This is a genomic window from Magnetospirillum moscoviense (assembly GCF_001650635.1).
GTDB classification, from domain to species: Bacteria; Pseudomonadota; Alphaproteobacteria; order Rhodospirillales; family Magnetospirillaceae; genus Magnetospirillum; species Magnetospirillum moscoviense.
On record NZ_LWQU01000152.1, the window covers coordinates 24,622 to 37,064 of the forward strand.

Annotated in this window: 13 protein-coding genes; 8 read left to right on the forward strand and 5 right to left on the reverse strand. The window is 63.9% G+C overall.

Annotated features, from left to right (window positions below):
* Nucleotides 1-4: 4 nt before the first annotated feature.
* Both A6A05_RS13215 and glgB read right to left on the reverse strand, forming a co-directional pair.
* Nucleotides 5-250 (reverse strand): DUF433 domain-containing protein, encoded by a 246-nt coding sequence (locus tag A6A05_RS13215; protein ID WP_216635800.1) that lies wholly within the window; start codon nt 248-250, stop codon nt 5-7.
* Nucleotides 251-261: 11 nt separating this feature from the next.
* Nucleotides 262-2,463, reverse strand: coding sequence for a 1,4-alpha-glucan branching protein GlgB (glgB, locus tag A6A05_RS13220; RefSeq protein ID WP_068501915.1), 2,202 nt, complete (start codon nt 2,461-2,463; stop codon nt 262-264).
* Between the two features lie 166 nt (nt 2,464-2,629).
* On the opposite strand from glgB, the gene A6A05_RS13225 reads away from it, so the two are divergent.
* Nucleotides 2,630-2,830 (forward strand): hypothetical protein, encoded by a 201-nt coding sequence (locus A6A05_RS13225; protein WP_068501918.1) that lies wholly within the window; start codon nt 2,630-2,632, stop codon nt 2,828-2,830.
* A gap of 77 nt (nt 2,831-2,907) precedes the next feature.
* Here the strand turns inward: A6A05_RS13225 and A6A05_RS13230 are convergent, their stop codons facing one another.
* Nucleotides 2,908-3,360 carry a cytochrome c gene (locus A6A05_RS13230; protein WP_068501921.1) on the reverse strand — a complete coding sequence of 151 codons (453 nt, stop codon included), beginning with the start codon at nt 3,358-3,360 and terminating at the stop codon, nt 2,908-2,910.
* Nucleotides 3,361-3,662: 302 nt separating this feature from the next.
* On the opposite strand from A6A05_RS13230, the gene A6A05_RS13235 reads away from it, so the two are divergent.
* From A6A05_RS13235 to A6A05_RS13255, 6 genes are all read left to right on the forward strand, one after another.
* On the forward strand, nt 3,663-5,888 hold the full coding sequence (locus A6A05_RS13235) for an NADP-dependent isocitrate dehydrogenase (protein ID WP_068501924.1): 2,226 nt from the start codon (nt 3,663-3,665) through the stop codon (nt 5,886-5,888).
* Between the two features lie 59 nt (nt 5,889-5,947).
* A complete protein-coding gene (locus tag A6A05_RS13240; RefSeq protein WP_068501925.1) occupies nt 5,948-7,168 on the forward strand; it encodes an NADP-dependent isocitrate dehydrogenase in 1,221 nt (406 codons plus the stop codon).
* A gap of 119 nt (nt 7,169-7,287) precedes the next feature.
* A complete protein-coding gene (locus A6A05_RS13245; protein ID WP_156521053.1) occupies nt 7,288-7,842 on the forward strand; it encodes a hypothetical protein in 555 nt (184 codons plus the stop codon).
* Nucleotides 7,843-7,943: 101 nt separating this feature from the next.
* The gene (locus tag A6A05_RS20925; protein WP_156521054.1) at nt 7,944-8,105 is read left to right on the forward strand and encodes a hypothetical protein; all 162 of its coding nucleotides are present in this window, start codon (nt 7,944-7,946) and stop codon (nt 8,103-8,105) included.
* A gap of 93 nt (nt 8,106-8,198) precedes the next feature.
* Entirely contained in the window at nt 8,199-8,597 is a 399-nt protein-coding gene (locus A6A05_RS13250; protein WP_068501932.1) for a hypothetical protein, read from the forward strand.
* A gap of 11 nt (nt 8,598-8,608) precedes the next feature.
* On the forward strand, nt 8,609-9,946 hold the full coding sequence (locus A6A05_RS13255) for a dihydroorotase (protein WP_068501935.1): 1,338 nt from the start codon (nt 8,609-8,611) through the stop codon (nt 9,944-9,946).
* A gap of 1 nt (nt 9,947) precedes the next feature.
* Here the strand turns inward: A6A05_RS13255 and A6A05_RS13260 are convergent, their stop codons facing one another.
* Nucleotides 9,948-10,853 (reverse strand): ROK family protein, encoded by a 906-nt coding sequence (locus A6A05_RS13260; RefSeq protein ID WP_082910950.1) that lies wholly within the window; start codon nt 10,851-10,853, stop codon nt 9,948-9,950.
* Between the two features lie 88 nt (nt 10,854-10,941).
* On the opposite strand from A6A05_RS13260, the gene A6A05_RS13265 reads away from it, so the two are divergent.
* Nucleotides 10,942-11,973 (forward strand): MBL fold metallo-hydrolase, encoded by a 1,032-nt coding sequence (locus tag A6A05_RS13265; RefSeq protein WP_068501937.1) that lies wholly within the window; start codon nt 10,942-10,944, stop codon nt 11,971-11,973.
* Here A6A05_RS13265 and A6A05_RS13270 read toward each other — a convergent pair whose 3' ends face one another.
* Nucleotides 11,974-12,297: an ArsR/SmtB family transcription factor gene (locus A6A05_RS13270; protein ID WP_068501940.1), complete on the reverse strand. Its 324-nt coding sequence runs from the start codon at nt 12,295-12,297 to the stop codon at nt 11,974-11,976.
* Between the last annotated feature and the right edge of the window lie 146 nt (nt 12,298-12,443).

A 12,443-nucleotide genomic window follows, 5' to 3' on the forward strand; every position in this document is an offset into this window, starting at 1 on the left:
CGGCTTATAAGGCCGCCTCGGGATGAGACCGGGCGTAATCCAACGCCGCGTTGACGTCACCCAGCGTCAGATAGGGATAGGTTTCCAGAATCTCCAGCGCGCTTGCCCCTTGCGCCGCCAGCCGCCCGATCAGATGCGCCGGCACGCGGGTCCCGCGAATCACCGGAATTCCGCCCATGACGTTGGGATCGACGATCACTTCCGATGCTCGGCGCCGGGCCATCGGCTTCTCCTTGGTCTGACGCAGCATAGTCTACACCATCACCGCGCCCGTTTGAACACCGCCACCGCCAAGGGCGGCAAGGTCAGGGCCAGGGAATAGGCCTGGCCGTGCCAGGGCTGCGGCTCGGCCTGGCGGCCGCCGTCATTGTGAACGTCCGAGCCGCCATACCAGTGCGAATCGGAATTGAAGATCTCGTGCCAGAAGCCGTCGGCCGGCACGCCGATGCGGTAGCCGTGGCGCACCAAGGGCGTCAGGTTGGCCACCACCAGGCAGATATCGTCGGAATCGATACCCTTGCGGACGAAGGACAGAACCGAATTGTCGCGGTCGTTGCAATCGATCCAGGCGAAGCCGGCCGCCTCGCAATCCAATTGGTGCAGGGCGGGCTCGACCCGGTACAGCCGGTTCAGGTCCTTGACCATGCGGCGCACGCCATCATGCTGGTGGTCGTCCAGCAGATGCCAGTCCAGCGAGCCCTCGCAATCCCATTCGCGTTCCTGGCCGAATTCCTGGCCCATGAACAGCAGCTTCTTGCCCGGATGGGTCCACATGAAGGCGTAATAGGCGCGCAGATTGGCGAACTTCTGCCAGCGATCGCCCGGCATGCGGGCCAGGATCGAGCCCTTGCCGTGCACGACCTCGTCATGGGACAGCGGCAGCACGAAATTTTCGTGGAAGGCGTACAGCAGGCCGAAGGTCAGATCGTCGTGGTGATAGCGGCGGTGGATCGGGTCCTTCGAGAAATAGCGCAACGTGTCGTGCATCCAGCCCATGTTCCACTTGAAACCAAAGCCCAGGCCGCCCAGCCAGGTCGGGCGCGACACCGCCGGCCAGGCGGTGGATTCCTCGGCGATGGTCATGGCGCCGGGATGTTCGGCGTAGACCACCTCGTTCATGTGGCGCAGGAAGCCGATGGCCTCCAGATTCTCGTTGCCGCCATGTTCGTTGGCGATCCACTCGCCCGGCTGGCGCGAATAATCCAGGTACAGCATCGAGGCCACCGCATCGACCCTGAGCCCGTCGACATGGTACTGCTCCATCCAATAGAGCGCGTTCGAATACAGGAAGTTGCGGACCTCGGTGCGGCCGTAATTGTAGATATGGGTGTCCCAGTCCTTGTGCAGGCCCTTCCGGGGGTCCTCGTGCTCATAAAGGTGGGTGCCGTCGAAACGGTGCAGCCCGTGCGCGTCGCGCGGGAAATGGCCGGCCACCCAATCGACGATCACCCCGATGCCGGCCTGGTGCAGCGCCTCGATCAGCGCGCGGAAATCCTCGGGCGTTCCATGGCGTGAGGTGGGCGCGAACAGGCCGACCGGCTGATAGCCCCACGATCCAGAAAACGGATGTTCGTGCACCGGCAACAGCTCGACATGGGTGAAGCCCATGTCGCGGACATAATCGACCAGTTGCTCGGCCATCTCGACATAGCTTAGCGGGCGGTTGCCGTCTTCCGGCACGCGCCGCCACGAGCCCAGATGGACTTCCAGGATGCTGATGGGGGCATGGCGGTCGTTGCGGGCCGCCTGGCCCTGCATCCAGGCGCCGTCGGACCATTCGCGCGGCGCCAGGTCCCACACCACCGAGGCGGTCTTGGGCGGCACCTCGGCGTAATGGCCGTAAGGGTCGGCCTTCAGGGGCAGCAGGGCGCCGCCCGCATCGACCAGTTCGAACTTGTAAATGGTGCCGGCAGCCAGGCCGGGGATGAACAGCTCCCACACCCCGGCGCCGTGGCGCAACCGCATCGGATGGCGCCTGCCGTCCCAATGATTGAAGTCGCCCACCACCGAAACCCGGCTGGCATTGGGCGCCCACAGGGCGAAGTGCACGCCGTCGCTTCCCTCGTGACAAACCAAGTGCGCGCCCAGCTTCTCGAAGGTGCGCAGATGGCGCCCCTCGACCAGCAGATGGATGTCCAACTCGCCCAGCACCGGGCCGAACCGATAGGGGTCGTCGATGATCTGCCCGCCGCCGTCGGGGAACTCCAGCCGCAGGCGATAGGCCGGCTTGTCGGCCGTGGCGACACGGGCCGCGAACGCTCCGTCGGCATGGACCTTATCCATCGCGGTCTCGGCGCCATCGACCACCAGCCAGGCCTTGGCCGCCTGCGGGGCCAAGGCGCGGACCACCCAGCCCGACTTGGCGGGATGGGCTCCCAGGACCGCGAAGGGATCGCCATGCCGGCCGGCCAGCAAGGCCTGGACGTCGGAAGTTGGGAACAGGTCGGTACCAGCGCGGGCCATGGGGTGATCTCTTCGAATGCTTCGAACGTTCTTGGTAGCAGGGTTTGCCTCGACCCGCTACCGGCAACGATTAGCCTTTCCGATTATCCCCAAATCTGGTAGAGGTTTGCGCCGAGGGGACCGGCTGATTCCTAAGCCGGTATTGTTGTCTTAAGGAGCGTGTCCAATGAGCGTCCTTCCCAAGGTTCTGGGTCTGGTTGTCGCCGGCGTCCTGGTGATTGCCCTTTATTTGGCGGTTCCGGTGCTGGGCGCCCTGCTGGGTCCGGCTAGCCCGACCGGCTATGCGATCTATCTGGGCCTGCTGCTCACCGCCGTGTTCACGTCGGGTGTGATGTATCTGGCCTCGACCGGCGGCGGCGAAGAGTAATCTTTCCCGCTTGTTCGGCAGACAAGGATTTCGCCCGGCCCCCAATCAGGGGCCGGGCGATGTCATTTCAGGGTCGTTTATTCCTTGCGGAAGTTGTCGTGGCAGCCCTTGCAGGCCTTGCCGACATCAGCCGCCGCCATCTTGGTGGCGTCGGCGTTGCCCGACGCGGCCGCAGCCTGCAGCTTGACGGCGGCCTCGCCCATCATGGCCCAGCCCTTGGCGAAATCGGCCGAGCCGAAGGCTTCCGGCTTGGTGTTGGCGCCCGACAGGGATTCGGTGCCCTTGGCCCAGGCCATCGGCGCCATCTTGGCGATGGCGGCGACGTTCTCGGCCTTGGCTGCGGCGTCGGCCGGCAGATCGCCCTTGCCCTGCAGCCACGCCCCGATGGGGCCGAAATTCATCCGCACCGCCTGCATCAGACCCTGACGCATCTTCAGGGCTTCTTCCGGCTTCTGCTGGGCCGCGGCCGGCTGGGCGGCGGCGATGGCCAGGGTGGCGATGATCACGCTCGAACCAATGAAATAACGCATGGAAATTCCTCCGTTCCGGGGTCGAATGAACCGTCTTTTATAAGGGTGTCTCGCAACTAAGGTCGGTGATCATGTCACGAATCGCGCTGCGGTTGCCCCCTGATTCCCGTTACCATATTGGGAGTTAGAAAAAATTTGTGAAGTCCCTGCCCGTTTCCCATCCCATCGAGTAGCTTTCCGGCTTGCGTTCCACGGCTCGTTTGCTATCGTCCCCGGCTGACCGGCCGCACCACGAAAAAGCGCCACCAATCGGCGCGTCGGCCGGCGGACATCCATCGATTGGCAGCTACGGGAATCGAACCATGAGCGACGCGAAAATCATCTGGACCCAGGTCGACGAGGCCCCGGCGCTGGCCACCTATTCCCTGTTGCCGATCGTCCAGGCCTTCACCAAGGCCGCCGGCGTGGCGGTCGAGACCCGCGACATCTCGCTGGCCGGCCGCGTCATCGCCACCTTCCCCGAGGTCCTGAAGCCCGAGCAGCGCATCGGCGACGAACTGGCCGAGCTGGGCGAACTGACGCTCAAGCCGGAAGCCAACATCATCAAGCTGCCCAACGTGTCGGCCTCGGTGCCGCAGTTGAAGGCGGTGATCAAGGAATTGCAGTCCCAGGGCTATGCCCTGCCCGACTTCCCCGAGGACCCCAAGACCGATTCCGAAAAGGACATCAAGGCCCGCTACGGCAAGGTGCTGGGCTCGGCGGTCAATCCGGTCCTGCGCGAGGGTAATTCCGACCGCCGCGCCGCCGGCGCCGTCAAGCAATATGCCCGCAACAACCCGCATAAGATGGGCGCCTGGGCGGCCTCGTCGCAGTCGCACGTCGCCCACATGCAGGCCGGCGATTTCTACGGCAGCGAGAAGTCGGTGACCGTGGCCGAACCGACCAACGTGCGCATCGAACTGGTGGCCAAGGACGGCGCCGTCACCGTGCTGAAGGAAATGACCGCGCTGAAGGCCGGCGAGGTGATCGATTCGGCGGTGATGAGCGTGAAGGCCCTGCGGTCCTTCTTCGCCGAGCAGATCGCGGACGCCAAGTCGCAGCCCGGCTTGCTGCTGTCCTTGCACCTCAAGGCGACCATGATGAAGGTGTCCGACCCCATCATGTTCGGCCATGCCGTCACCGTCTTCTTCAAGGACGTGTTCGAGAAGCATGCCGACGCCATCAAGGAAATCGGCGTCAACGTCAATAACGGCTTCGGCGACCTTCTGGCCAAGCTGGACAAGCTGCCAGCCGAAAGCAAGGCCGCCATCGAGGCCGACATCCAAGCCGCCTACCAGGCCGGCCCGCCGCTGGCGATGGTCAATTCCGACAAGGGCATCACCAACCTGCATGTGCCGAGCGACGTCATCGTCGATGCCTCGATGCCGGCGATGATCCGCGATTCGGGCCGCATGTGGGGCACCGACGGCAAGCTGCACGACACCAAGGCGATGATCCCCGATCGCTGCTATGCCGGCATCTATCAGGTGGTCATCGACGATTGCAAGAAGCACGGCGCCTTCGATCCCAAGACCATGGGCAGCGTGCCGAATGTCGGCCTGATGGCCCAGAAGGCCGAGGAATACGGCAGCCACGACAAGACCTTCGAAGTCGCCGCCGACGGCGTGGTCCGCGTCGTCGACGGGGCCGGCACGGTGCTGATGGAGCAGAAGGTCGAAAAGGGCGACATCTTCCGCGCCTGCCAGACCAAGGACGCGCCGATCCAGGATTGGGTCAAGCTGGCGGTCACCCGCTCGCGTCTGTCCAACACGCCGGCGGTGTTCTGGCTGGATGCCAAGCGCGCCCACGACGCCCAGATCATCGCCAAGGTCCAGAAGTACCTCAAGGATCACGACACCTCGGGTCTGGACATCCGCATCCTCAGCCCGGAAGAGGCCTGCCAGTTCTCGCTGGAGCGCATCCGCAAGGGCCAGGACACCATTTCCGTCACCGGCAACGTGCTGCGCGACTATCTGACCGACCTGTTCCCGATCCTGGAACTGGGCACCAGCGCCAAGATGCTGTCGATCGTGCCGTTGATGGCCGGCGGCGGCCTGTTCGAGACCGGTGCCGGCGGCTCGGCCCCCAAGCACGTCCAGCAATTCCAGGAAGAAGGCTATCTGCGCTGGGACAGCCTGGGCGAGTTCCTGGCGCTGGCGGTCTCGCTGGAGCATCTGGCCCAGACCTTCAAGAACGCCAAGGCCCAGGTCCTGGCCGACACCCTGGATGCCGCCAACGGCAAGATCCTGGAAAACAACCGCTCGCCGGCCCGCAAGGTGGGCGAACTGGACAATCGCGGCAGCCACTTCTATCTGGCGCTTTATTGGGCCCAGGCCCTGGCCGCCCAGGACAAGGATGCCGAGTTGAAGGCCCGTTTCGCCCCCCTGGCCCAGGCCTTGGCCGAGAACGAGGCGAAGATCAACGCCGAGTTGATCGCCGCCCAAGGCAAGCCGGTCGATATGGGCGGCTATTACCATCCCGATTTCGACAAGACGTCGAAGGCCATGCGCCCCAGCGCCACCCTGAACCAGGCGTTGGCGGCCATCTGACCCGAATATGACGGCGGAAGCTTCGGCTTCCGCCACTTTTTTGAATAAGGATGCCAACAATGAACAAGATCAAGGTCGCCAATCCGGTCGTCGAACTCGATGGCGACGAAATGACTCGGATCATCTGGAAGTTCATCAAGGACAAGCTGATCCTGCCCTATCTCGACATCGACCTGAAGTACTACGACCTCGGCGTCGAGCACCGCGACGCCACCAACGACCAGGTCACCGTCGATTCGGCCGAAGCGATCAAGAAGTACGGCGTCGGCGTCAAGTGCGCCACCATCACCCCGGACGAGGCGCGGGTGAAGGAGTTCAACCTCAAGAAGATGTGGAAGTCGCCCAACGGCACCATCCGCAACATCCTTGACGGCACCGTCTTCCGCGAGCCGATCATCTGCAAGAACGTGCCGCGCCTGGTGCCGGGCTGGACCAAGCCGATCGTCATCGGCCGCCATGCCTTCGGCGACCAGTACAAGGCCACCGACTTCAAGGTGCCAGGTGCCGGCAAGCTGACCATCAAGTTCGAGGGTGTCGACGGCCAGGTCATCGAGCACGAAGTGTTCGAGTTCCCCGGCGCCGGCGTGGCCATGGGCATGTACAACCTGGACGAATCCATCGCCGGCTTCGCCCGGGCCTGCTTCAATTACGGCCTGATGAAGAAGTGGCCGGTCTATCTGTCGACCAAGAACACGATCCTCAAGGCCTATGACGGGCGCTTCAAGGACATCTTCCAGGAAATCTACGACCGCGAGTTCAAGGCCGCCTTCGACAAGGAAGGCATGACCTACGAACACCGCCTGATCGACGACATGGTCGCTTCGGCGCTGAAGTGGTCGGGCGAGTTCGTGTGGGCCTGTAAGAACTATGACGGCGACGTCCAGTCCGACACCGTGGCTCAGGGCTTCGGCTCGCTGGGTCTGATGACGTCGGTGCTGATGAGCCCCGACGGCAAGACCGTCGAGGCCGAGGCGGCCCACGGCACGGTGACGCGCCATTACCGCGAGCACCAGAAGGGCAAGGAGACCTCGACCAACCCAATCGCCTCGATCTTCGCCTGGACGCGCGGCCTGTTCTACCGCGCCCAGTTCGACGGCACCCCGGCGGTGGCCGACTTCGCCCTGGCCCTGGAACAGGTCTGCGTCGAGACGGTGGAATCGGGCTTCATGACCAAGGACCTGGCCATCCTGATCGGCCCCGGCCAGTCGTGGCTGACCACCCAGCAGTTCCTGGCCAAGCTGGACGAGAATTTGAAGATCAAGATGGGCATCGCCGCCTGATCTTTTCTTCGATCCGACAACCCCCCGCCGGAGCGATCCGGCGGGGGTTTTGTTTTGGGATCACGTGATACCGGTACCGTGGTTTGGGTTGGGAAGGCGCCTTTCCAACCGAGAGCGAGTTGTCAAAGCACCTTGGGGCTGCGAAAATTCTGGCGAATTACCGCGACGAGGGTGCAATGGCGTTTTACTGCGATATCAACGATGACTTCATCGAAGTCGATCAATTTCATAGCGATGGGCGCTCGCATGCCATGTTCTCTCGCATCGGGCACCAACCGAGCCGAACGACAACCTATTTCGCCTATGTCGGGTTCGACATCATGCCCGGCGGGACAGATCACGAATTCTATTTCTTCGTTCTTGCCCTTAACGATGCCACCGGCGAGGAACACCGCTATTTCAGCGGCGTAGACACCCGACGGCTCATTTCTTCACCCGAAGATCGCTCCCGCGTACTGCGGGCGATCTGCGAGATGACATTCCGTCTGCTGCATATGGTCAGGCCGAACCGTGTGTTCTGGTATACCTACGACGATTATCCGCCTGGCAAGGCGTTGGACAAGTACGACCAGATCGTCAGCGTGTTTCAGGCCTGCGCCTATGTCGTCACGAGGAACGACAGCTACGAACGTAAACGTGAATGGTGGGCCGACAAATACGAAGATCGGTCATGACCGATTTACTGTTGTAGGTTCGCGCCTACGTGCGATAAGGTTACCGACAGTAAGCGCCGCTTACTATTTTGGTTGTCGTTACGGAATGAACGGTGGGTAGCATGATGGACCGTGACCAGCAGATCGAGCGCATCAAGGGCGCCGAGGCGCGTGCTCAGGGCTATCTCGATCGCTGGATGGCCAATCCCGAGTTTCGGGCGGCCTTGTTGCGCCATCTTCCGCCGCAGCAGCCGCCGGCCAAGGCGGCCCCGTCCAACGGCTGACCCCAGGCCCCGCTTCGGCGGGGCTTTCGTTTTCTTGACCCGCCGCGTCCCACGACGCATCTTGGCGCTTTGCAACGCCGGGAACGCACGCTTATGGGCACCATCTATGTCGCCGCCAGCAAGGCCAACCAGGAATGGGGGGCCGATGTCGGCTTGGGCAAGAACCTCTTTAAGGTGGGCGTCACCGACGATTCCCCCGAGACGATCCTGGAAGGCTTCGCCGGCCAAACCGACTGGAAGGTGTTGAAGTCGGCGCCGTGCGAGATATCTGAAGAAGAGGCCCTGGCCCAACTGAGTCGCAAGGAAAAGGCGGTCGATCCGCTTTATTACCCCAAGCTCAGGGGCGCGGTCGGCCTGTTCAAGGTCACCATCGCCAGCGTCGAGAATTCCATGCTGGTGGCCCTGGCCCTGGATGGCCGCGAGCCGCCGAAGAACTTCAAGGTCAAGCCGGCCGATATCGGCCAGTACCTGATCAACAACGCGGTCAAGTAGGAAGCTGCCTCATGAGCGAGACCTTCGATCTGATCATCCGGGGCGGCGCCATCGTCACCCCCAATGGCACCGCGCAGGCCGACATCGGCGTCGCAGGCGGGCGCATCACCGCCATCGGCGACCTTGCCCAGGCCGAGGCGGCCAATGCCTTCGACGCTTCCGGCCTGACCGTGCTGCCGGGCGTGATCGACACCCAGGTCCACTTCCGCGAGCCGGGGCTGGAGCATAAGGAAGATTTGTCCACCGGCACCGCCGCGGCGGCCATGGGCGGCGTGGTGGCGATCTTCGAGATGCCCAACACCAAGCCCGGCACCACCACCGAGACCGAGCTGAAGGACAAGCTGAAGCGTGCGCAAGGCCGGGCCTGGACCGACCACGCCTTCTTCCTGGGCGCCGCCGGCGACAATGTCGATCATCTGGCCCAGTGGGAACGCATTCCCGGCTGCGCCGGCATCAAGGTGTTCATGGGATCAAGCACCGGCAACCTGTTGGTGGCCGACGATGCCACCCTGGCCCGGGTGCTGGCGCAAGGCACGCGGCGCGTCGCCGTCCATTGCGAGGACGAGGAACGCCTGATCGAGCGTAAGGGCCTGGCCGAGGCGGCCGCCCATCCGCGCGCCCACCACATCTGGCGCGACGAGGAAACCGCCCTGAAGGCCACCACCCGGCTGATCCGGCTGGCCGAGAAGGCCCGGCGCCGCGTCCATGTCCTGCACGTCACCACCGCCGAGGAAATGGCCTATCTGGCCGGGCACAAGGATCTGGCCACCGTCGAGACCACGCCGCAGCACCTGACCCTTGCCGCGCCGGAATGCTATGAGCAGCTGGGCACCCTGGCCCAGATGAACCCGCCGATCCGCGAGGCCCGCCACCGCGACGCCCTGTGGGCGGCCATCAATGACGGCACCGTCGATGTGCTGGGGTCCGACCACGCGCCGCACACCCTGGAGGAAAAGGGCCAGCCCTATCCGAAAAGCCCGTCGGGCATGACCGGGGTGCAGACCCTGGTGCCGATCATGCTGGACCATGTCCATCATGGCCGGCTTAGCCTGGAACGCTTCGTCGATCTGACCTCGGCGGGACCGTCGCGCATCTACAATCTGGCCGGCAAGGGCCGCATCGCGCTGGGCTACGACGCCGACTTCACCATCGTCGATCTGAAGGCCAAGCGCACCATCACCAACCGGTGGATCGTCAGCCGTTGCGGCTGGACCCCGTTCGACGGCAAGAAGGTCACCGGCTGGCCGCTGGCCACCATCATCCGCGGCCATATCGTCATGCGCGAAGACAGCCTGATCGGCGATCCAATGGGCGCCCCGGTGCGTTTCCAGGAAGCCTATCCGGAATAGGCTAATCCCACAGCCACGCCGCCCCGCGCACGCCGGACGAATCGCCGTGCACGGGCGGCAGCAGGCGGGTGACGACGCTGTCGGAAAAGACGTATCGGCCCCAACGGGCCGGTACGTTGCGATAAAGCCGGGCCAGATTGCCGACACCGCCACCCAGCGCGATAACGTGCGGATCAAGGATGTTGATCACCACCGCCAGCGCCCGGGCCAGCCGGTCCTCGTAGCGTTCCAGGGCCGCTTCGGCCAAACCGTCGCCGGCTTGGGCCAATCGCTCGATCTCGGGCACCCGCAAGCCCTGGCCGTGGTCGCGTTCAAGGCCTGGTCCCGACAGGAAGGTCTCGACGCAGCCGGAGCGGCCGCAATAGCAGGCCGTCCCCGGCCGCTCGTCATCGGCGGGCCATGGCAGCGGATTGTGCCCCCATTCGCCGGCCACCGCGTTGGGACCTGTGACCAGCTTTCCCTGCACCACCAGCCCGCCACCGACGCCGGTGCCTAAGATCACCCCGAACATGGTGGCAGCCCCGGCCCCGGCGCCGTCGGTCGCTTCCGAAAGCGCGAAGCAATCGGCGTCGTTGGCCAGCCGCACCGGCCGGCCCAGCGCGTCTTGCAGGTCGCGGTCGAACGGCTGGCCGATCAGCCAGGTGGAATTGGCGTTCTTGACCAGCCCGGTGGCTGGCGAAATGGTGCCGGGAATGCCGATGCCGACGCTGGCCCGTCCGCCCAGCTGGGCCTCGAGCCCTTCGACCAGATCGCGGATGGTGCGGATGGTACCGTCATACGAGCCGCGCTCGGTGGCGACGCGCCGACGTGCCAGTTCGACGCCGCTGGTCCGATCCAGAGCGATGGCTTCGGTCTTAGTGCCGCCCAGGTCGATGCCGATGCGAAGCGCTTCCATGCCTTCGGTCATGCCATAAACGACGCGGCTTGCACACCCGCCGTAAATCGGCAAGCATATGCCGGTTTAGAGCGGGGCGTGATCTAACGGAGGACCCATCGTGAGCCAGGCTGCCCTTGACTTCCCCTTCCCCACCCCGCCCGAAGCCGGCGCGGTCACGGAGGTCGCCCTGGGCATCTGGTGGATTCGCATGAAGCTGCCCTTCGCCCTGGACCACATCAATCTTTGGGCGCTGGACGATGGCGACGGCTGGGTGCTGGTCGATACCGGGGTCGGCAATGACGAGACCTGGGACACCTGGCAGGCGCTGTTCGCCGGACCGCTGGCCGCCAAGCCGGTGACCGGCCTGATCTGCACCCACTTCCACCCCGACCATATGGGCCTGGCCGGCCCGCTGACCGAAAAGTGGGGCGTGCGCATGCAGGCCACGGTCGGCGAATGGACCTTCGGCCGCATGCTGATGCTGGACCAGGGGCCGGACTATGTGGAAAACCAGGTCGAGCATTATCGCCGCTGCGCTTATGACGACGACATGCTGGCCGGCATCCGCGAGCGGGCCGGGACCTATCGTTCCCGCATCCGTCCGCTGCCCACCGCTATCACCGCCATTCGACACGGATCGGAACTGACCATCGGCGGCCGGACCTGGCGGGTGCTGGAAGGCGGAGGCCATTCGCCCGAACATGCCTGCCTGTGGTGCGAGGACGCCAACGTGCTGATCTCGGGCGACCAGATCCTGCCCAAGATTAGCCCGATCATCGGCGTGTGGCCGCAAGAACCCGACGCCACACCGCTAGGCGACTTCCTGGCCGCCCTTGAGCGCCTGAAGCAATTACCGGCCGACGCCCTGGTGCTGCCGTCGCACAACCTGCCCTTCACCGGACTGCATGCCCGCGCCGACCAATTGCAGGCCCACCATCAAGATCGCCTGGACCTGACGCTCGAGGCCTGCTCGGCCCAGGGCGTCACCGCCCGCGATGTTTTGAAGGTGTTGTTCAAGCGGCCGCTGGACGCCCAGCAGACCAGCTTCGCCATCGGCGAAAGCCTGTCGCACCTGCACCATTTGATGGAGCAAGGCGCGATCAGGCGAAACGACAGAGGCGATGGAGTGTGGATCTACGCCAAGGCGTGATCAGGCCGCAGCGCAGCCGCCGCCCACTTCCTTGGCGCAATAAAGACCATACAGGGTGTTGATCACCGCGCTCGCCTCGTGACCGGCCAGGGAATAGTGGATGGTCTGGGCCTGGCGGCGGGTCTGCACCAGATTGTCGCGACGCAGACGGGCCAGATGCTGCGACAGGGCGGATTGGGACAGCCCAATCAGGCGCTCGAGCTCGCCCACCGACTTTTCTCCGTGGAGAAGCTGACACAGAATCATCAGCCGATGTTCGTTGCTCATGGCCTTCAGCAACGTGCTCGCGCGTCGAGCACTATCCTGAAGCTTTTCTAATTCCATATCCACAGATTCGGCTCCGACTACAAACCCGGAATATACTATACCACTGATTTTCGATACTTCAAGATTGCATGACAAAAATTCCGGAGTTTCCATTGTCTTTGCCCACTTGAATAACAACATTATCATGTTAATTAGTCTGACAC

What these genes read in the sequence shown, in the direction of transcription:
- A6A05_RS13230 (WP_068501921.1), bottom strand. Translation starts at nt 3,360, where the DNA reads ATGCGTTATTTCATTGGTTCGAGCGTGATCATCGCCACCCTGGCCATC.
- A6A05_RS13225 (WP_068501918.1), top strand. Translation starts at nt 2,630, where the DNA reads ATGAGCGTCCTTCCCAAGGTTCTGGGTCTGGTTGTCGCCGGCGTCCTG.
- A6A05_RS13240 (WP_068501925.1), top strand. Translation starts at nt 5,948, where the DNA reads ATGAACAAGATCAAGGTCGCCAATCCGGTCGTCGAACTCGATGGCGAC.
- A6A05_RS13235 (WP_068501924.1), top strand. Translation starts at nt 3,663, where the DNA reads ATGAGCGACGCGAAAATCATCTGGACCCAGGTCGACGAGGCCCCGGCG.
- A6A05_RS13215 (WP_216635800.1), bottom strand. Translation starts at nt 250, where the DNA reads ATGCTGCGTCAGACCAAGGAGAAGCCGATGGCCCGGCGCCGAGCATCG.
- glgB (WP_068501915.1), bottom strand. Translation starts at nt 2,463, where the DNA reads ATGGCCCGCGCTGGTACCGACCTGTTCCCAACTTCCGACGTCCAGGCC.
- A6A05_RS13250 (WP_068501932.1), top strand. Translation starts at nt 8,199, where the DNA reads ATGGGCACCATCTATGTCGCCGCCAGCAAGGCCAACCAGGAATGGGGG.
- A6A05_RS13255 (WP_068501935.1), top strand. Translation starts at nt 8,609, where the DNA reads ATGAGCGAGACCTTCGATCTGATCATCCGGGGCGGCGCCATCGTCACC.
- A6A05_RS20925 (WP_156521054.1), top strand. Translation starts at nt 7,944, where the DNA reads ATGATGGACCGTGACCAGCAGATCGAGCGCATCAAGGGCGCCGAGGCG.
- A6A05_RS13270 (WP_068501940.1), bottom strand. Translation starts at nt 12,297, where the DNA reads ATGGAATTAGAAAAGCTTCAGGATAGTGCTCGACGCGCGAGCACGTTG.
- A6A05_RS13260 (WP_082910950.1), bottom strand. Translation starts at nt 10,853, where the DNA reads ATGACCGAAGGCATGGAAGCGCTTCGCATCGGCATCGACCTGGGCGGC.